The 20442-nt window shown below is 73.1% G+C and carries 14 protein-coding genes; 8 read left to right on the forward strand and 6 right to left on the reverse strand.

Translation table 11 applies throughout. The annotated features are described in order from the left end of the window. Positions 1-14: 14 nt before the first annotated feature. The 3 genes from B7C62_29335 to B7C62_29345 all read right to left on the reverse strand — a co-directional run bounded on the left by B7C62_29335 (position 15) and on the right by B7C62_29345 (position 4967). Positions 15-1589, reverse strand: a complete 1575-nt coding sequence (locus tag B7C62_29335; protein ARF75914.1) for an amino acid permease — start codon at positions 1587-1589, stop codon at positions 15-17. Next, complete coding sequence (locus tag B7C62_29340) at positions 1586-3055, reverse strand: betaine-aldehyde dehydrogenase (GenBank protein ID ARF75915.1); 1470 nt, start codon at positions 3053-3055, stop codon at positions 1586-1588. The genes B7C62_29335 and B7C62_29340 overlap by 4 nt, the downstream gene beginning before the upstream one ends. Positions 3056-3290: 235 nt before the next feature. After that, positions 3291-4967 carry an MFS transporter gene (locus tag B7C62_29345; protein ARF75916.1) on the reverse strand — a complete coding sequence of 559 codons (1677 nt, stop codon included), beginning with the start codon at positions 4965-4967 and terminating at the stop codon, positions 3291-3293. Positions 4968-5279: 312 nt separating this feature from the next. Here B7C62_29345 and B7C62_29350 point away from each other — a divergent pair, with 312 nt between their 5' ends. From B7C62_29350 to B7C62_29380, 7 genes are all read left to right on the forward strand, one after another. Further along, positions 5280-8669: an AfsR family transcriptional regulator gene (locus tag B7C62_29350; protein ARF75917.1), complete on the forward strand. Its 3390-nt coding sequence runs from the start codon at positions 5280-5282 to the stop codon at positions 8667-8669. A 317-nt stretch (positions 8670-8986) separates the two neighbouring features. After that, complete coding sequence (locus tag B7C62_29355; GenBank protein ID ARF75918.1) at positions 8987-10147, forward strand: FAD-dependent oxidoreductase; 1161 nt, start codon at positions 8987-8989, stop codon at positions 10145-10147. 71 nt (positions 10148-10218) lie between these two features. Then, positions 10219-10503, forward strand: coding sequence for a proline dehydrogenase (locus B7C62_29360; GenBank protein ARF77422.1), 285 nt, complete (start codon positions 10219-10221; stop codon positions 10501-10503). Beyond that, complete coding sequence (locus tag B7C62_29365; protein ARF75919.1) at positions 10496-12019, forward strand: FAD/NAD(P)-binding oxidoreductase; 1524 nt, start codon at positions 10496-10498, stop codon at positions 12017-12019. The genes B7C62_29360 and B7C62_29365 overlap by 8 nt, the downstream gene beginning before the upstream one ends. A 9-nt stretch (positions 12020-12028) precedes the next feature. After that, positions 12029-12925: a dihydrodipicolinate synthase family protein gene (locus tag B7C62_29370; protein ARF75920.1), complete on the forward strand. Its 897-nt coding sequence runs from the start codon at positions 12029-12031 to the stop codon at positions 12923-12925. Position 12926: 1 nt separating this feature from the next. After that, positions 12927-13928: a proline racemase gene (locus tag B7C62_29375; GenBank protein ARF75921.1), complete on the forward strand. Its 1002-nt coding sequence runs from the start codon at positions 12927-12929 to the stop codon at positions 13926-13928. Between the two features lie 25 nt (positions 13929-13953). Then, positions 13954-14952 carry an ornithine cyclodeaminase gene (locus tag B7C62_29380; protein ARF75922.1) on the forward strand — a complete coding sequence of 333 codons (999 nt, stop codon included), beginning with the start codon at positions 13954-13956 and terminating at the stop codon, positions 14950-14952. A 194-nt stretch (positions 14953-15146) separates the two neighbouring features. On the opposite strand, the gene B7C62_29385 is transcribed toward B7C62_29380, so the two are convergent. Beyond that, positions 15147-15857: a GntR family transcriptional regulator gene (locus tag B7C62_29385; GenBank protein ARF75923.1), complete on the reverse strand. Its 711-nt coding sequence runs from the start codon at positions 15855-15857 to the stop codon at positions 15147-15149. A 423-nt stretch (positions 15858-16280) separates the two neighbouring features. Between B7C62_29385 and B7C62_29390 the strand changes: the two genes are divergently transcribed. Next, complete coding sequence (locus B7C62_29390; protein ID ARF75924.1) at positions 16281-18575, forward strand: protease; 2295 nt, start codon at positions 16281-16283, stop codon at positions 18573-18575. Positions 18576-18765: 190 nt separating this feature from the next. Here the strand turns inward: B7C62_29390 and B7C62_29395 are convergent, their stop codons facing one another. Together B7C62_29395 and B7C62_29400 are read right to left on the reverse strand one after the other, a co-directional pair. Beyond that, complete coding sequence (locus B7C62_29395) at positions 18766-19038, reverse strand: DNA-binding protein (GenBank protein ID ARF77423.1); 273 nt, start codon at positions 19036-19038, stop codon at positions 18766-18768. A gap of 8 nt (positions 19039-19046) precedes the next feature. After that, positions 19047-19811, reverse strand: a complete 765-nt coding sequence (locus tag B7C62_29400; protein ARF75925.1) for a hypothetical protein — start codon at positions 19809-19811, stop codon at positions 19047-19049. Positions 19812-20442 lie beyond the last annotated feature (631 nt).

Consider the following 20442-nt stretch of genomic DNA (forward strand, 5'->3'; position numbering starts at 1 on the left):
CGCGTCTCCAGGGCTCAAGGATTCGGCGGGGGAGCGGTGGGGTCCTCGGGCAGAAAGCGGTGCTCGGCGAGCACGCCCGTACGGTGGCGCTGGACGAACCAGTAGTAGGCGAAGCCGCCCAGCGCGACGACCCCGATGAACAGGAACGCGCCCCACCGCAGATACCAGTGCTGCGGCCCCGTCGCGTTGTAGACCTCGGCGCGCGGCCAGGCCAGGTTGAGGGACATCGCCGTGCCCCACAGCACCGCGAGCACGTTGACCGGCAGCCCCCAGCGCCCCAGCGAGAACGCGCCCTCGCGCGGCTGCCACGTACCGCGCAGCCTCCGCAGCAGCATGGGCACGGTGACCAGCAGATACGCCAGGTAGATCATGATGATCGCGATGCTGGTGATCACCGAGAAGATCTGCGGCTGGTTGATGTTCACCACCAGGATCACCACGCCCACCACCCCGATCAGCACGGCGGGCACCACGGGCGTCTGGAAGCGGGGGCTGACCTTGGCCAGCTTCGAGCCGGCGGGCAGGTTGTTGTCCCGGGCCATGGCGAACATCAGCCGGATACCGGCCGCCTGCACCGCCAGGACGCAGACGGTGATCGCGACGACCACCGACCAGAGGAAGATCTCCCCGACGGTCTCCCCGAGCGTCGCGAGCACCACGTACTGGAGTCCGCCCGTCGACAGCTCCTCCGCCTTCAGGTCCGGCACCGAGAGCAGAGCGAAGAGCAGGATGAAGGCGCCGATCAGGAACGACGCGATGAGCGCCCGCAGGATGGCGCGGGGCGCGTTGCGGCCCGGGTTGTGCGACTCCTCGCCGAGGGAGGAGGCGGTGTCGAATCCGTACATGACGTACGCGGAGGCGAGCGACGCGGTGAGGAACGCGCCGAGGTAGCCGAGGTTCGTACCGCTGCCGAGGCCGTACGTCTCCGTCAGCGCGGTGCTGGGCCCCCGGGTGATGTGGGCGCCCAGGAAGACGATCAGGGCGACGGCGGCGATCAGCTCGATGAAGACGCCCGCCGAGTTGATCCGGGCCATCAGCTTGATGCCGAACGCGTTGACCAGGGTGGAGAAGAGGATGAGCACCGTGCCGAGCAGGACGGCGTTGGCCGCCTGGTCGTTCTGCCCGCTGCCGTCCCCGATGAACTGGAACCAGCCGTCGATCTGCGGCAGCGTGATCTGGTAGGCCAGCGCCACCGCCGAGAGCGTGACCATGGTGGCCGTCATCATCATCCAGCCGCCGAGCCACCCCACGTGCGGGCCGCCCATCTTCTTGGCCCAGTTGTAGACCGAACCGGCCACCGGATAGCGGGCCGCCAGCTCGCAGAAGCACAGCGCCACCATCAGCTGCCCGCAGAAGACCATCGGCCAGGACCACCAGTAGGCGGGGCCGCCGAAGGTGACGCCGAAGTAGAACAGCTGGAAGGTGCCGGTGAGGATCGAGATGTAGCTGATCCCGGCAGCGAAGGTGTGGAAGTTGCCGAGGGTGCGCTTGAGTTCGGGGCGGTAGCCGAGCTCTCCGAGCGCGTCGTCGTCGTGGCCGCTGTCCACCGTACGGCCGTCGGGACCCTCGGCCCCCTTGGTCCGGCTCACTCGAACCACCGTTGCGGAACGGCGGCCACGTTGCGCCAGACGTGCTTGGCCTCCTGGTACTCCGCCAGCCCTGTCGGCCCCAGCTCACGGCCGAAACCGGACTGCTTCATACCGCCCCACTCCGCCTGCGGTACGTAGGGGTGGAAGTCGTTGATCCACACGGTCCCGGCGCGCAGCCGCGCGGCCACCCGGTGGGCGCGCCCGCCGTCCCGGGTCCAGACCGCTCCCGCCAGCCCGTACACCGTCCCGTTGGCCAGCCGGACCGCCTCGTCCTCGTCCTGGAACCGCTCCACCGTGAGCACCGGCCCGAACGACTCGTCCCGCACCACCGACATGGCGGAGCGGCACTCGTCCAGCACGGTCGGCGGGTAGTAGAAGCCGTCCGCCAGCGCCGGGTCGTCGGGCCGGGCGCCCCCGCAGCGCAGTACGGCGCCTTCGGCGATGCCCTCGGCCACGTACGCCTCGACCTTGTCGCGGTGGGCGGCGGAGATCAGCGGGCCGCTGCGGGCGTCCTCGTCGAAGGGGCCGCCCAGCCTGATCCGGCGGGCCCGCGCGACCAGCTCGTCCACGAACCGGTCGTGCAGCTCGTCCTGGACCAGCAGCCGGGCCCCGGCGGAGCAGACCTGGCCGGAGTGGAGGAAGACCGCCATCAGCGCGTAGTCGACGGCGGTCTCGAAGTCGGCGTCGGCGAAGACGATGTTCGGGTTCTTGCCGCCCAGCTCCAGGGCCACCTTCTTCACCGTGGGCGCGGCGGCCGCCATGATCGCTCGGCCGGTGACGAGCCCGCCGGTGAACGACACCATGTCCACCCGGGGGTCCTCGGTGAGCGGAGCCCCCACCGCCGCCCCCGCCCCGAGCACCAGATTGGCGACCCCTTCCGGCAACTCGGCCTCCACGAGCAGCCCCATGAGGAGGACGGCGGTGTGCGGGGTCAGCTCGCTCGGCTTGAGCACGAACGTGTTGCCCGCCGCGAGCGCGGGGGCGACCTTCCAGGCGGTCTGGAGGAGCGGGTAGTTCCACGGGGTGATGAGCGCGCAGACGCCGACGGGCTCGTACACGATCCGGCTGTCCACGTCCGGCATCCCGGTGTCGACGACCCGGTCGGTGGTCCCGGCGGCGACGAGGTTGCCGAAGTAGCGGAAGCAGTTGGCGATGTCGTCCATGTCGTACGCGCTCTCCACCAGCCGCTTCCCGGTGTCCAGCGACTCCGCCCGCGCGAACGTGTCCTTGTCGCGCTCCAGCAGCTCGGCGACCCGCAGCAGCAGCCGCCCGCGCTCGGCGGCAGGCGTACCGGGCCAGGGCCCGTCGTCGAAGGCCCGGCGCGCGGCGGCGACGGCCGCGTCGGCGTCCTTCGGCCCGCCCTCGTCGACGGTGGCCACCAGGGAGCCGTCGGCGGGGCAGCGGATCTCCCGCGTCCCCCCGTCGGCGGCGGTGGTCCACCGGCCGTCGATGAACAGCTCCGGCATGGGCTCCTCCTGTACGGGGGCGGGGCGGGCGGCCCGCCGCCCTTCTGGCACATCGGCACCTTCTGTGGCGACTTCAGGACAGACAGTAAGGTCGCCGGGGTGCGCGCGCAGCGTGGGCGGGGCCGATCCGGGGGCCGGTCGTGCGGGGCGGGGGCGGTCGGGGGCCGGTTGTGCGGTGCGAGGCGGGCCCGGTCGTGCGAGGCCGGGGGCGGTCCGGGCCGCCCCCGCCCGTCGGTCACGTACGCGACGGCTCCGGGGCCTCGGCTGTCCCGTCGGCTGCCTTGCCGCCGGTCTCGCCGTCCGTTTCCGCGGCCGTTCCCGCATCAGGCTCCCCGGCCGGGGCCTCGCCCCCGGCCGGTATGTGCCGCAGCAGCACGATCGCCGCGACGGCGAGCACGGTCACGATGACCCCGGCGAGGCCCGCCGCGAGGTTCAGACCGCTGGTGAACGCCTCCCGGGCCTGCTCCAGGAGCTCGGCGCCCGCCGGACCGGACAGGTTCCGGGCCACGGATTCTGCACCGGCGAGCGTGTCCCATGCCGTGTCCGCCGCCGAGGCGGGCAGGTCCGACGCGAGGGCACCGCTGAGCTCGTCCCGGTACACGGCGGTAACGACACTGCCGAGGCCCGCGATGCCCAGCGCGATGCCGAACTCCATGCCCGCCTCCGACATGGCGGCGGCCGAACCGGCCTTCTCCGGCGGCGCGGAGCCCACGACCAGGTCCGTACCGAGCACCATCATCGGGCTGATGCCCGTGTAGATGAGCACGAAGCCGGTCACCAGCAGCGGCAGCCCGCCGACGCTCCCGACCTGGCTGACCAGCCCGTACCCCAGCACCGAGAGGAACAGGGAGCCGCCGACGACATACCCGGGACGGACCCGCTGGGCGACGGCGGGCGTCAGCGAGGAGGCGATGATCAGCGCCCCGGCCGCGGGCAGCAGCCACAGCCCCGCCTCGATCGGCGACAGCCCCTCCACCAGCTGGAGGTACTGCGTGATGAACAGGTAGAGCCCGCCCATCAGGCCCAGCCCGAGCAGCAGCACCAGCAGGGCGGCGCCGAACGCGCGGTCGGCGAACAGCCGCAGGTCCAGCAGCGGATCGGCCAGACCCCGCTGACGCCGGACGAACACCACCCCGAAGAACAGGCCGACCGCGAGGGAGCCGAACGCCAGGGGTCCCACCCCGTACTCGGCCAGATGCTTGACCCCGTAGATCACCGGCAGCACCGCCACCAGGGACAGCACCACGCTGGCCAGGTCCAGGCGTCCGGCGTCGGCGTCCTTGTACTCGGGGAGCAGGACGGGCGCGACGACCAGGAGCAGCACCATCACCGGCACGGCGAGCAGGAACACCGAGCCCCACCAGAACCACTCCAGCAGCGCCCCGCCCAGGACCGGGCCGACGGCGACACCGACGGAGAAGCAGGTCACCCAGACACTGATGGCGACCCCGCGCTGCCGGGGGTCCTTGAACATGTTGCTGATCAGGGCCAGCGTCGAGGGCATCAGCGTGGCGCCGGTGATACCGAGCAGCGCACGGGCCGCGATCAGCATCTCCGGACCGGTGGAGAACGCGGCGAGGACCGAGGAGAGGCCGAAGCCGAACGCCCCGATCATCAGCAGCCTGCGCCGGCCGATGCGGTCGCCCAGTGTGCCCATGGTGACCAGCAGCCCGGCGATCATGAAGCCGTAGATGTCCACGCTCCACAGCACCTGCGTGCCGGTGGGCCGCAGATCCGCGCTGATCTGCGGAATCGCGAGGTTCAGCACGGTCGCGTCGAGGGCCAGCAGGAGGGTGGGGAGCATGAGCACGAAGAGGCCGAGCCACTCCCGCCGCCCGGCTCTCCGGGGTGGTTCCGCCGGGGCAGGGGAGGCCCCTGCGGGGATCGGGGACTCTGTGGTGATGTCGGGCATCGGACGCTCCTGCTCGGGTCGGCCCGGGGCCGACGGTGACGGTATGTGCCCCGGAGGGGTGGGGATGTGTCCCGGCCGTGGTGCGGGGACGTGATTCTCAGAGACGGTGGGGACGTGTCCCGGCGGTGGTGGGGCGCGCCCTCAGACGGTGGGGACGTGCCCCGGCCGTGGTGGGCCGCGCCCGGAGGTGATGGGGGCGCGCCCCGGAGGTGATGGGACGTGCCCAGAGTGCGGTGGGCCGCTCACGGCCCGCTCTCCACTCGCTGTCGGCCGACTCACCGCACGTCACAGCCCTGCGTTACGGTGACGCCCATGCGATTCGGGGTGCTGGGGCCACTGGCCGTGTGGACGGCGGACGGCGGCCCCGTCACGGTGCCCGGAGCCAGGACCCGGGCGCTGCTGGCCGCCCTGCTCGCGCACGAGGGCCACCCGGTGAGCGCGGACCGGCTCGTGGACGAGGTGTGGGGCGAGGAGGAGCTCCCCGGCAACCCCGCCGCCGCGCTCCAGACCAGGATCTGGCAACTGCGGAAGGCGCTCGGCGACGCGGAGCCGGGAGGCCGCGACCTGCTGACCTTGCGCGATGAGGGCTACCTGCTGCGTACGGGGCCGGAGGCCGTCGACATGGCCCGGTTCCTGGCCCTGGTGGCGCGCGCCAGGGCGGCCGGCGATCCCCGGTCCCGCGCGGCCCTGCTGGTCGAGGCGCTCGGTCTGTGGCGAGGCGCCCCGTTCTCCGGGTTCGAGGACGCCGCCTTCGCCCGCCCGGTCGTCACCCGGCTGGAGGAGACCCGCCTCGCCGCCGTCGAGGAGCTCGCCGAGGCCCGGATCGAGCTGGGCGAACATGTCGCCGTGGCCGAGGAGTTGCAGGAGCTCGTCGGGCGCCACCCGTTGCGCGAGCGGCTGTGCGGCCTCCGGATGCGCGCGCTGTACGCCGCCGGGCGGGCGGGTGAGGCGCTGGCCGGTTACCAGGAGCTGCGGACCCGCCTCGCCGCCGAACTCGGCCTGGACCCCGGCCCCGAACTCACCGCCCTGCACCAGGCGATGCTGGAACAGGACCCGCGGCTGACCGCCCCCTCCACCGCTCCGGACCGGCATCGGCCCACCACGAACCTGCCCGCCCCGCTCACGCGGCTCATCGGCCGCGAGGGGGCGTTGGCCGAGGTGGAGCGGCTGCTCACCACCGCACGCCAGGTGACCCTGACCGGTTCCGGCGGTGTCGGCAAGACCCGGCTGGCGCTGGAGGCGGCGGCCCGGCTCGCCGACGGCTTCCCCGACGGGGCCTGGCTGGTCGAGCTCGCCGCGCTGAGCCCTGCGGGCGGCGCGAACCCGGTGGACCCCGTCGCGGAGGCCGTCATGACGGCGCTCGGCATCAGGGAGGACGGGGGGCCCGCGTCCCCCGCCGCGAACGCCCCCTCCTCACCCGGCTCTTCGTCGCCCGATCCTTCTTCCCCCCGTCCTTCCTCACCCGCCGGACGGCTCGCCGAGGCGCTGGCGAACAGACGTCTCCTGCTGCTCCTGGACAACTGCGAGCACATCGTCGACGCGGTCGCCGAACTGGCGGCGCTGCTGCTGAAGCGCGCCCCCGGCCTGCGAATCCTGGCCACCAGTCAGGAGCCGTTCGGGGCCCTGGGCGAGGTGGTGTGGACCGTACCCCCGCTGGAGGTGCCTTCACTGGGGACGCCTTCACGGGGAGTGGGGACGCTTTCACGGGAAGCGCTCGAGCTGGAGGGGACTCCGCCGGACGAGGCGACCCCGGCCCGCGACCCGGCCCCCACCCCGCGGCTCGACGACGTGGCGCGCTCCAGTGCCGTCGAGCTGTTCACCGCCCGTGCCGCCGCCGCCTCGCCCGGCTTCACGCTCGACGCTCACAACGCGCGGGACGTCGCGGTGATCTGCCGTCGGCTCGACGGAATCCCCCTGGCGCTCGAACTGGCCGCCACCCGCGTACGGGCCCTCGGCGTACGGGGGTTGGTCGCGCGGCTGGACGACCGCTTCCGGCTCCTCGCCACCGGCTACCGGGGCGCCCCGCCCCGCCAGCAGACGCTCCGGGCGATGATCGACTGGAGCTGGGACCTGCTGACCGGGCCCGAACGCGCCGTCCTGCGCCGCCTCGCCGTCCATGCCGACGGATGCACCCTGGAGGCGGCGGAAGCGGTCTGCGCCGGGCGGGGAGTGGACCGGGACGAGGTGCTGGACCTGCTGGCCCGGCTGGTGGACCGCTCCCTGGTCGTCATGGCCGACAGCGGCGACGAACCCCGCTACCGGCTCCTGGAATCCGTGGCGCAGTACGGGCTGGCCCGTCTGGACGAGGCGGGCGAGAGCGACGAGATGCGCCGGAGCCACCGCCGGTACTACACGGAACTGGTCGAGCGCACCGCGCCGTTGATCCACGGCCCCGGCCAGCGGCGGTGGCTGCGCGCCCTGGACGCGGAGACCGCCAACGTACGGCGGGTGCTCCAGGACGCGGGCCGCGAGGGCGGGGCCGAGGACGCCCTGCGCCTCGTCAACGCGCTGACCTGGTACTGGTTCCTGCGGGGCAGGCTCCGCGAGGCGGGCCGCTCCCTGGAGGCGGCGCTCGAAGCGGCCGGCCCCGGGGCCCCGGCCTCCCCGCTGGCCCAGGCCCGGGCCTGGCGGGCCGGGTTCGCCGTGCTCGTCGGTGACGGGACGGAGCGGGCGCGGTACGGCCGGGCCGCCGTGGAGAGCGCCCAGGGTGTCACGGACCGGCGGGAGCGGGCCAGGGCCCAGTGGTTCCTCGGCTTCGCCCTGTTCGGCGTCGGGGACCAGGCCACCAGCGAGGAGCTCGTCGAAGGGGCGCTGGAAGGGTTCCGGGAGCTCGGCGACGCCTGGGGCACCGCCGCCGCCCTGAGCGTACGGGCCAACCAGGCCCATGTCCGGGGCGATCTGGACCGGCTCGCGCGCGACGGGCACCGCAGCGCCGAACTCTTCGCCGAACTGGCCGACGAATGGGGCCAGTTGCAGACGGTCGAGCCGCTCGCCGCGCTCGCGGAGATGGCCGGTGACTACGACCGGGCGGCCGAGCTGCACCAGGAGGGGCTGCGCCGGGCGGAGGGCCTCGGGCTCTGGCCGGAGGCCGCCGACCGGCTGACCGGTCTGGGCAGCACCGCCATGCTCACCGGGGACCACGCCCGGGCGCGCGCCTTCCACCAGCAGGCGATGCGCCTGGCGGCCGAGCACAGCTTCAAGCCGGGGGAGATCCACGCCCGGATCGGCCTCGGCCTGGGCGCCCGCCGCGAAGGCCGGTTCGACACCGCCGAGACCCATATGCGCCGCGCGCTGGAGTGGCAGTCCGCCCTGTCCTTCGAACCCGGCCGCGCCCTGGTCCTGGCCGAACTGGGCTTCATCGCCGAACAGCGGGGCCGGGCGGACGAGGCCCTGCGCCTCCACCTGGACGGCTGGACCTCCGCACGCAGCACCGGCGACCCCCGGGCCATGGCGCTCGCCCTGGAGGGCCTGGCCGGAGCACACGCCCTCGCGGGACGCCCGGCGTACGCGGCCCTGCTGCTCGGCGCCGCCCACACGGCCCGGGAATCGGTCGGTATGCCGCTGCCCCCCGCCGAACGCGGCGACGTCGACCGCATCACGGCGGCGGTACGGGCCCACCTGGACGAGGACGCCCACCGGGCCGCGTACCACCGGGGCACCGGCCTCACCCCCGAGGAAGCGCTCGCCGCGGACGGGCGATGAACCGCGCACCGGTCCCGAGCCGCGTACCGGTGCCCTGTCCGGAGCCGCCGACCACCCCCGCAGAACGGCGTGAGGCGCGAGGGGCTGCGTGGCCTCGACGCCGAGGGAACCGTCTGACGGACCCTCACTTATGGACATGGGACAGGCGCCAAGCGGTCGTTGACCGCCGACCGATCGGTGAGCGGCGAGCAGCGAGCAGCGGGCGACGATTAAGGGTTGCGCGCCAAAGTCACCCCGTCGGCGCCGTTGTCTTCGGATCGGGCGGATGTATAGCCTGAGCAATGGCATGTGACATTGCACTAGCCGCTGGGGGTGACATGGAAGTCGTCGTCGTGGGCGCGGGCATCGTGGGTGCCGCATGCGCGTTCCACGCCGCCTCGGCGGGTCTCGGCGTCACGGTCCTCGACCGGGGCCCGGTCGGCGCGGGCACGACCAGCCGGGGCGAGGGCAACATCCTCCTCTCCGACAAGGCCCCGGGCCCCGAACTGGAGCTGGCCCGCCTCAGCCGCACCCTGTGGGACGAGGCGGGCGAGGAACTCGGCCCGGAATCCATTGAGTTGGAGGCCAAGGGCGGACTGGTCGTCGCGAGTACGCCCGACGCCCTCACCACCCTGCACGCGTTCGCCGCGAGCCAGGCGGCGGCCGGTGTCCGCACCGAACCCGCCGACCGCGTCCGCGACCTCGAACCGCACCTCGCCCCCGGACTCCCCGGCGGCGTCCACTACCCCCAGGACGCCCAGGTGCAGCCCGTCCTCGCGGCGGCCGGACTGCTGCGCGCCGCCGTCCGGCGCGGCGCGCGGGTACGGACCGGCGAGGCCGCCGCCGGGGTCACCGGACCCGATGGCCGGATCACCGGAGTCCGTACCGCCGACGGCGCGGTGCTCCCCGCCGACGCCGTGGTGAACGCCGCCGGGACCTGGGGCGGCGAGGTCGGCCGACGGCTCGGCGCCCCCGTCGAGATCCTGCCCCGCCGGGGCTTCGTCCTCGTCACCGAACCGCTGCCGCCGATGATCCGGCGCAAGGTGTACTCCGCCGACTACGTCGCCGATGTGGCCTCCAGCAACGCCGGGCTGGAGACCTCGTGCGTCGTCGAGGGCACCAGGGCGGGCACCGTCCTGATCGGTGCCAGCCGTGAACGCGTCGGCTTCGACACCGCCATGAACCCCGCCGTCGTCGCCGCGCTCGCCGCCCAGGCGTGCCGCCTGTTCCCGTTCCTGCGCACCACCCACCTGATCCGCGCCTACCGGGGCTTCCGCCCGTACTGCCCGGACCATCTGCCGGTCATCGGCCCGGACCCCCGGGTCCCCGGCGTCGTCCACGCGTGCGGCCACGAGGGCGCGGGCATCGGCCTCGCCCCCGCGACCGGCGCCCTGGTCACCGCCCAGCTGCTCGGCCGCCCCTGGCGCGGCGCCGACCCGGCCGCCCACACCGGCCTCCTGCCCGACCGTTTCCTCACCACCGGAGGTGTGCCGGGATGAACGAGTCCACCGCGAGTGAAGGCTCCGTGAGCGAACGCGCTGTGAGCGCAGGCACCGTGAGTGAACGCACCGTGAGTGAACGCACCCCGAGTGATTGCGCCGCGAGCCAGTTCACCGTGGACGGCGAACCCCTGCCGTTCGTCCCGGGCCAGACCCTGGCCGCCGCGCTCGTCGCCTCGGGCCGGGTCGCCTGGCGGACCACCCGGACCGGGCGGCGGCCCCGGGGGATCTTCTGCGGGATCGGCGTCTGCTTCGACTGCCTGGTGACGGTCGACGGGACGGGCGGGCAGCGCGCCTGCCTGGTACGGGCCCGTACCGGCATGGCCGTCACGACGGGGGAGGACGACGATGAGTGAATCCGCTGACCTCGTGGTGGTGGGCGCGGGCCCGGCCGGTATGGCGGCCGCCGCCACCGCCCTGGACGGCGGACTCCGCGTCGTCCTCGTCGACGCGGGCGCGGCCCCCGGCGGCCAGTTCTGGCGCCACCCCCCGGACCACGCACGGCAGGCCCTCCCCACCGCCGGACTCCACCACGGCCTGCGCACCTACCGGTCCCTGCGCGCCACGCTCTCCGCCCACGAGCGCACCGGCCGGCTCACGCTGCTGCTGGACCACCACGTGTGGACCACCGCCCGCGAGGAGGACGGGTTCGCCGTCCACGCCGTGGACCGGAGCCGGGCGCCCGAGGAGCGGGCCGTCGTCCTGCGCGCACCGGCGCTGCTGGTGGCGACGGGTGCGTACGACCGTCAACTCCCCTTCCCCGGCTGGGATCTGCCCGGCGTGCTCACCGCCGGGGGACTTCAGGCGCTGCTCAAGGGCGGGGGAGCCGTCGCCGGTCGCCGGGTGGTCCTGGGCGGTACGGGCCCCTTCCTGCTGCCGGTCGCCGCGGCCCTCGCCGCACGCGGGGCCGAGGTCCTGGCGGTGTGCGAGGCGGCGGCGCCCTCGGCCTGGCTGCGCCACCCCGTACCGCTGCTGCGCAACCCCGCCAAGTGGGTGGAGGCCACCCGGTATGCGGCCACGCTCGCCCGGCACCGGGTCCCGCTCCGCACCCGTACGGCGATCATCGCCGCCGAAGGAGCTGCCCAAGGAGCCGCCGAAGAAGGCGAGGGAGAGGCCGAGAAAGGAGTCGGGCGAGGGGCGGGGCGGGTCGCCGTCGTGCGTACCGCCTCCCTCGGCGCCGACGGCAGCCCGCTCCCCGGAACGGAACGCCGGATCGAGGCGGACACCGTGGGCGTCGGCTGGGGCTTCGTCCCTCAGCTCGACCTCCTCCTCACCCTCGGCTGCGGCCTCGCCGACGCGGGCGACGGCACCATGGCCGCGGCCGTGGACGACGGACAGCGCACCCGCGTGCCCGGCCTCTACACGGCGGGCGAGACCTGCGGTGTGGGCGGGGCGGCCCTCGCGGTCGCCGAGGGCCGCGTCGCCGCCGTATCGGTGCTCACCGACCTCCGCCCGTCCGGTCGGCCGAACCCCCGGCGCCTGGCCGCCGAGCGCCGGGCGGTGGCCGGACACCGTGCCTTCGCCCGGGCGATGGCACGGGCACACCCCCTCCCGCCCGCCTGGTCCGCGTGGCTGACCGACGACACACCGGTCTGCCGGTGCGAAGAGGTCACCGCCGGGGCGGTCCGGTCCGCCCGCGCCGACGGACCGGCCTTGGACCACCGGCAGGCCAAACAGCTGACCAGGGCAGGTATGGGCTGGTGCCAGGGCCGGATGTGCGGCCCCGCCGTGCACTGCCTCGTGACCCGCGACCAGCCGTACGCGCCCGCGGAACGGCTGATCGCGACCCCCGTCACCCTCGGCGCGCTCGCCGACCCCGTCACCCTCGGCGGGCTCGCCGCCCCCGGCGAGCCCGCATCCGATCCCACCTGAGGAGCTCCCATGGCCCACCACTGCCCGCCCTGGCACGGCGTCATCGTCGCGACGAGCCTCCCCTTCGACCGGAACCTCGCCGTCGACCTCGGCGCCTACGGGGACAACGTCGCCTGGCTCGCCGAACAGGGCCTGCACGGCGTCGCCCCGAACGGCTCGCTGGGGGAGTACCAGACCCTGACGTACGAGGAACGCGACCGGGTCGTCGAGACCGCCGTCGCCCACGCCCCCGACGGCTTCACCGTGATGCCCGGCGTCGGGGCGTACGGCGCGCTGGAGGCGAAGCGGCACGCCCTGTTCGCCAGGGACGCGGGCTGTCAGGCCGTCATGTGTCTGCCGCCCAACGCCTACCGGGCCGACGACCGGGCCGTCCTGGAGCACTTCGAGACGGTCGCCTCGGCCGGACTCCCCGTCACCGCCTACAACAACCCCGTCGACACCAAGGTCGACCTGCGCCCGGAGCTGCTGGCCAAACTGCACGCCGAGGGGTTCATCGTCGGCGTGAAGGAGTTCTCCGGGGACGTACGGCGGTGCTACGCCATCAACGAACTCGCCCCCGGGCTCGACCTGATCATCGGCACCGACGACACCCTCCTGGAGGTCGGCATCGCCGGGGCCAAGGGCTGGGTCGCAGGCTACCCCCAGGTCTTCCCGCGCACCTGCCTCGCCCTCTACAACGCCTCGGTGGCGGGCGACCTCGGCACCGCGCTGCCGCTCTACCGCCGGCTCCACTCCGTCCTGCGCTGGGACAGCCGGACCGAGTTCGTCCAGGCCATCAAGCTCGGCCAGGACCTGATCGGCCGGACCGGCGGCGCCTGCCGCCCGCCCCGGCAGGCCCTGGACCCGGAGACCGAGGCCACCGTGCGCGCCGCCACCCAGGCCCTCATCGACGCCGGAGTGAACTGACATGCGGTCGGTCGTCTGCTACCACGCCGTCGACTCGCACACCGAGGGGATGCCGACCCGCGTCATCACCGGCGGGGTCGGGGTCCTGCCGGGCGCGACGATGGCCGAACGGCGGCAGCGGTTCATCGAGGACCGCGACCATCTGCGCACCCTGCTCATGTGCGAGCCGCGCGGGCACGCGTCCATGTCCGGCGCGATACTCCAGCCTCCGACCCGCCCCGACGCCGACTTCGGAGTCCTGTTCATCGAGGTCTCCGGCTGTCTGCCGATGTGCGGCCACGGCACCATCGGCGTGGCGACGGTCCTCGTGGAGACGGGCATGGTCCAGGCGGTCGAACCGGAGACCGTCGTCCGCCTCGACACCCCCGCCGGTCTGGTCACGGCCCGGGTCGCCGTGCGCGACGGCCGCGCCGAGTCGGTCACCCTGGAGAACGTCGCGTCCTACAGCCACGCGCTGGACCAGATCGTCGACGTCGAGGGGTTCGGCCCGGTCCGCTACGACATCGCGTACGGCGGCAACTTCTACGCCGTCGTCCGCACCGAGGACCTCGGCATCCCCTTCGACCGGGCGGAGAAACAGCGGCTGCTCGACGCGGGCCTGGCCGTCATGGACGCGGTCAACACCCAGAACCCGGTGGCCCATCCGGAGGACCCCGCCATCGACGTCTGCCACCACGTCTACCTGGAGGCGCCCGGCTCGACCGCCGAGCACTCGCGGCACGCCATGGCGATCCACCCCGGGTGGTTCGACCGCTCGCCCTGCGGTACGGGAACCAGCGCGCGCATGGCCCAACTGCACGCGCGGGGACTGCTGAAGACCGGGCAGGACTTCGTCAACGAGTCCTTCATCGGCTCCCGCTTCACCGGCCGCGTCCTCGCGGAGACCACGGTCGGCGGCCGTCCCGCCGTCCTGCCCTCCGTCACCGGCCGCGCCTGGATCACCGGGACCGCGCAGTACCTGCTCGATCCGACGGACCCGTACCCGGCGGGGTTCACTGTGTGAACCACGTGGAGGAGAGGGAGCGGCGATGACGGAGACGCTCGACGAGAAGGACGTGTTCGCACTCGGCCCGGTGGCCGCCGTCGCGGCGGTCCGCCGGGCCCTGGCCGACGGGCTCGACCCGGACGCCGGAGTACCGCGCTCGGTCGTCCCGCTGACGCGGGGGCAGGCGCTGCTCATGCCCTGCGAGTACAGCGGCTGGTTCGGCGTGAAGGTCGCCACCGTGGCGCCCGGCAACGCCGCGCGTGGCTTGCGCCGGATCAACGCCACGTACCTCCTGCACGACAGCGCGACCCTGAGGCCGGTGGCGCTCCTGGACGGGGTGGCGCTGACGACCCTCCGTACCCCCGCCGTCTCGGTCGCGGCCTGCCTGGAACGGCTGCGCGCACTCGCGGACGGCGGTACGGGGCTGCGCCTGGTGGTCTTCGGCGCGGGCCCCCAGGCCGAGGCGCACGTCACCGCCGTCCGGGCCCATGCCCCGGTGGCCGACGTCACGGTCGTCACCCGGCGCGGGGGACCGGCCCCCGGCTGGGCGGACCGGCACATGACGGCGGACGGTACGCGTACGAGCAGGGGAGCGGGGACAGCGGGTGGTACGGGAACGGGGGCGGAAACAGCGGGCGGCTCGGGTACCGACACGGCGGCCCTGGTGCGTCGCGCGGACGTGGTCGTCACCGCGACCTCAGCCCGCGAACCGGTGGTCGACGGACGCCTGGTGCGCGACGGCGCGGTGGTGCTGGCGGTCGGCTCGCACGAACCGGCCGCGCGGGAGCTGGACAGCGCGCTGATGGGGCGGGCGACGGTGCTCGTGGAGAGCAGGGAGACCGCCCTCCGCGAGGCGGGCGATGTCGTCCTGGCGATCCGCGAGGGCGCGCTCGCCCCGGACTCCCTGGTCACACTGGCGGAGTCGGCGGGCGAAGGGGCCGCCGCCCTCCCGGCGGACCGCCCGCTGGTCGTGAAGACGTGCGGGATGGGCTGGCAGGACCTGGTGGTGGCGGTCGCGGCCTACCGACGGGGGCGGGGCTGAGCGCCTGCGGAGCCTACGTCTGCGGCACAGGCACTGCCATGGGTGTCACCGGCCCTGCGTCTTCGCCACCGAGATGGCCACCGCCACGGCCATCGCCACCGCGACGGCCACCGCCTTGGTCACCGCCACGGCCATCGCGACCGCCGACCGCGACCGTCGCCGCCACCAGCATCACCATCACCATCGGCATCGCGTCAGCGGGCGCCGAGCCGCCGGGCCGGAGGGACGCGCTCGGCCTCCCGCTTCCGCGCCGCCCACAGGGTCCGCACATGCGCGAGATGGCGGCGCATGTGCTCCTCGGCCCCCTCCGCATCCCCGGTGATCATGATGTCCAGGAGCGCGATGTGCTCCTGCGCCGAACCCACCAGCGACCCTTCCTGGGAGAGGTCGGTGAGCCCGTAGAGCCGGGAGCGCTTGCGCAGGTCGGCCACTGTCTCGACGAGCCGGGCGTTCCCCGCGAGGGCGAGCAGGTCGAGATGGAAGCGGCGGTCCGACTCCAGGTAGGCGATCAGATCACCGCGCTGCGCGGCGGCCACGATCTCCTCGGCCACCGGCCGCAGCGCTTCCAGTTGCTCCCGGGAGGCGGACCGGGTCACGCGGCCGATGGTGGGGATCTCGATGAGCGCGCGGATCTCGGTGTACTCGTCCAGGTCGCGTTCGGAGAGCTCGGTGACGCGGAACCCCTTGTTGCGCACCGCCTCGACCATGCCCTCCCGGACCAGGTCCAGCATGGCTTCACGCACGGGCGTGGCGGAGACGCCGTACTCGGCGGCGAGGGTGGGCGCCGAGTAGATCACGCCGGGCTGGAGCTCTCCCGCTATCAGCGCGGCGCGCAGGGCGCCCGCCACCTGGTCGCGCAGATGCTCCTGAACCGAGATGAGTTTGCGGGACTTCAGCTCACTCATGCGTTCCCCTCCCAGCGATTTGTCACCGCACTATACAATGTCACGTTGCGCTGAGCGGCTCAGCTGTCACGCCTGGGGTAGGGGGCGTTCCGTCATCAGCTCCGGGAGAGCTCTCCTGCGAGGTGGGCGCCGGCCGAGATGAAGCAGGCCGCAGTCATGGGCGAACTGAGGCCACTCAAGCGGCCGTTCACCGGGAAGCCGCATCGGATTCGGTCCCACGTCTTCCCTGCGCCATGTGCCCTGTGACATTGTACATAGCACAGGGCGTGGGCATGCCAATTCTGGCCCCGGCCTCGTTCCGCGCGGCCGCTGTCGGCACAACACCACCTGATCCACGGCCTGTTCATCCCATCGGTCACGCCTGCGCGTGCCCCGATCCCTCATGGGAGGAAACACGTGAGAACCACACTCGTCCGCCGAGGTGTGGGTGCCGTTCTGCCCCTGGCTCTGGCCGGGGTGATGGGCGTCGCGCTGCTCGCGCAGCCGGCCCAGGCGCAGCCGGACTCCCCACCGGCCGCCACGGCATCGAACGCGTCCCAGCCGTCCCGCCCCGCGGCGAAGGCCGAACCCGCGCCGCAGGCAGGGCAGTTCTCCGCCCCGGAGAGCGACGGCCATGCCCTCAAGGACCGGCTCGACGCACCCCGAATCCCCCCGCTGAGCGCCGACAAGTCCCCGCTCACGACGGCCTACGACCACGACGACGCCCCGCAGGAGCCGGAGGCGGGGGCGAAGGGGTCGGCGAAGGCCGCCGCATGCGACCCGGCCGACTTCACCAGCCGTACCGGAAGCGAACTGGTGCGGCAGATCAAGGCGTCCACCACCGCGTGCGTCAACACCTTGTTCAGCCTGACCGGTGAGAACGCCCGACTGGCCTTCCGCGAGAGCCAGATGACGACCGTCGCCCACGCCCTGCGCGACAACTCCGCCTACTACCCCGGGGACGCGAGCACCGGCACCCCGCAGCTCGTGCTCTTCCTGCGGGCCGGGTACTACGTGCACTGGTACCACCCGGACGCCGTCGGGCCGTACGGCAGCGGTCTGCGGACCGCCATCCGCGCGGGCCTGGACACCTTCTTCGCGAGCCCCCGTTCACGCGACGTCAACGACGACAACGGCGAGACGCTGGGCGAGGCGGTCATCCTGATCGACAGCGCCGAGGAGAACGCCCGCTACCTGTACGTGGTCAAGCGGCTGCTGGCGGAGTACGACTCCAGCTGGAACGCGTACCCCCGGATGCTCGGCGCCGCCAACAACGTGTACACGGTGACCTTCCGGGGCCACTACTCACCCGAGTTCGTCAGGGCGGTCGAGGCGGACCCGAGTACCGTCGACGCCCTGCACCGCTTCGCCGCCGACCATCTCTCCCTGCTGGGCGGCGACCAGGCGTACCTGACGTCCAACGCCGGTCGGGAGCTGGCCCGTTTCCTCCAGCACGCGAGCCTGCGCGCCAAGGTCCGCCCGCTGGCCGCCGCACTGCTGGAGCGGAGCGCCATCACCGGCCCCACGGCCCAACTGTGGGTGGGCGTCGCGGAGATGGCCGACTACTACGACCGGGCGAACTGTTCCGCGTACGGCATCTGCGACCTTCAGGAACGCCTCAAGCGCGAGGTCCTGCCGGTACGTCATACCTGCAGCCCCAGCATCCGCATCCTGGCCCAGCAGATGACCTCCGCCGAGCTGAACGCCAGTTGCGCCAGCCTGCTGGGGCAGGACGCCCACTTCCACCGGATCGCGCGGGACAACGGCCCGGTCGCGGACGACAACAACACCACCCTGGAGGTGGTGGCGTACGACTCCAGCGCCGACTACCAGACGTACGCGGGCGCGATGTACGGCATCGACACCAACAACGGCGGCATGTACCTGGAGGGCAACCCCGCCGCCGTCGGCAACCAGCCCCGCTTCATCGCCTACGAGGCGGAGTGGCTGCGCCCGGATTTCCAGATCTGGAACCTCAACCACGAGTACACCCACTACCTCGACGGCCGCTTCAACATGTACGGCGACTTCGCCGCCAACATGACCACCCCCACCGTCTGGTGGGTCGAGGGCTTCGCGGAGTACATCTCCTACTCCTACCGCGGCCTGCCCTACACCGCGGCGATGACCGAGGCGGGCCGGGGCACCTACGCCCTGAGCACCCTGTTCAGCACCGACTACAGCCACGACTCCACCCGCGTCTACCGCTGGGGCTACCTCGCCGCGCGGTACATGCTGGAGAAGCGCCCCGCCGACATGGACCGGGTGCTCGGCCACTACCGCGCAGGCGAGTGGAACGCCGCCCGGACCCACCTCACCACCACCATCGGCACCCGCTACGACAGCGACTGGCGCACCTGGCTCGCGGGGTGCGCGGCCGGTGACTGCGGGGAGGGCGGTCCCGCGGTCACCGAGTGCACCGGCGAGGACCCGCGGACCCTGGGCAGGAACTGCCGCCGCGGCAACCTGGCGGCCACCACCGGCAATTACGCCTACCTCTACCTGTACGTCCCGGCCGGTACCGCCCAGCTGAAGATCACCACCGCCGGGGGTACGGGCGACGCCGACCTCTACTACAGCGCCTCCGGCTGGGCCACCACCACAACCCACACCAGCCGCGCCACCGGCCCCGGCAACACCCACACCCTGACCGTCACCGCCCCACCCGCGGGCGCCCACTACATCAGCCTCCACGCCGCGACCGCCTTCACCGGGGCCACGGTCACGACGTCCTACTGACCGGCCGCCCCGCCAGCACGACGCACTGATCCGCGACCCCGGCAACCCCAACGATCCCGGCAACCCCGACGACGCGACCCGGGACCGGCGCACCCTGCGCCGGTCCCGGGCCTGTCGGCAGGTCGGCCGGTCATGCGGTCCTGCCGGAGAGCGGCGGCTCCCCGGCAGGCGAGGGCGTATCCGGACGCGGTCAGAAGAGCGTGTGCGGCCCGTCCGGGCCCTCATCGTCCTCATCGGGGTCGACGTCGTACAGGGGCCGTTCCTCGATCCCCAGCACGCGCATCAACTCGGCGGTCGGAACGCGGTACCTGCCGCCGAGGCGGAGGACGGGGCAGGGGAACTGGCCCCTGCGGATCAGCCGGTACGCGGTCGTCGGGTGCACCCCGAGCGCGCGGGCCGCCGTCCGCAGATCCACCGCCACGGGCAGTTCGAACATCTCGGTGAAACCGAGCCCCCTGTCCATCGGCCCCTTCACGGCCGCCTCCCGATACGCCGCATCGGCAGGGTGCCGACGCGGCGCCTGGTCCGTCGCTTCCGGGGCACGTGACGCGTCGTACGGTCCGTCCCTCCGTACTCGGCGTAGCCGAAGACCTCTTCGCGCAGATGCTCCGGGCGCACCCGGAAGCGCAGCGAGGCACGCAGTCCGTCCGGCCCGTCCGGGCGGTCGACCCGCACGTCCAGGCCCTCTCCCGTCGCGGGTTCGTCCGCCGTTCCGTCCACCGGGATGACGGCACGGTCCTGCGTGATGCGCTCGACCCGGGTGGAGGGGATCTCCCGCAGACCGGCACGGGCGAACCGCCATGCCCTGGTGCGCGCCGTGTGGATCAGCGAGGAACTGTGGAGAGGGCTCGCCGCGTCCAGGTCCGCCAGCCCTTCGAGGAGGGCCAGGACCATCTCGGCCTCCACGTCCGACCGGTCGGCGCGCAGCCGGGTGCAGACGCGGTGCACCGTGCCGGTGAGCCTGGGCAGAGCCAGCCAGACCAGCAGGAGTTTGCCGGTGCCGTGCGGGGTGCGGTCGGCCAGCGCGGCGGAGAGCACCCCTTCCCAGATCGAGGGGGAGAGCCCGGGGTCGGCGGCCGGCCCGTACAGGGCCTCGTGCGCCTCGGCGGCGGTCAGCCGGACGGGCTCCGTCCCGTTCCCGTCGGCGGGAACGGTGAGGTAGACCCCTTCCCTGACCTGCGGCTCGTCGAAGTGCCGCCTCACCGAGGCGAACATGCTGCTGGAGGGTGCGTTCATCACGAAATTTCCTCTTCTTGGCGTTGAGGATGTCCGGGGTGCTTGCTGAACGGAGGTGAGCGGGCTGCTGCCGACTTCTCCTTTGATTCGGACAAAACGGGAAGCAGTCACAGCAGCCCCATCGGTCCCACTTTTATGCGTCTGTATGCGGTGTCGACCCCGTTGGCCGGGAAGTGTCACCACCGGTTATGAGCAGGTGGAAGGCGTCGAACGGCCGCCCACCGGGCGGCACGGCGCGGGGTGGTGGCCTGAGGGAGCCCGCCCGGGCGGGCTCCCTCAGGACCGCGGGGTTCAGGCGGTTTCGGAGGGCGGGGAGTCAGGCGCCTCGCTGCGCGGGTTCGCCGGGGTCGTTCCCTCGGCCGGGCCGACCGTCCTGCGGCGGCGGGACGGCGGGAAGTCGGGGGACTGCCGCAGGCGGCTCGCCCGGCGGTTTCGCTGACGGTTGTTCATCGGCCTTGAGTGTCCTTCCTGGTGCGGTCGCCGTTTCGCTCCTCTGCGAGCGGCTGATGCCATCGTGCCCGCGCGTCGAGGGGCGCCGGGGAGCGGAAACTGAGGGAAATCTGAGTCCTGGGGGGCGTGAAGGAGCGTGTGCGTGTGAAGGGGGGTGCCGTTGCGCACAGATCAAGGCGAT

The organism is Kitasatospora albolonga (assembly GCA_002082585.1).
Classification (GTDB): Bacteria; Actinomycetota; Actinomycetes; order Streptomycetales; family Streptomycetaceae; genus Streptomyces; species Streptomyces stephensoniae.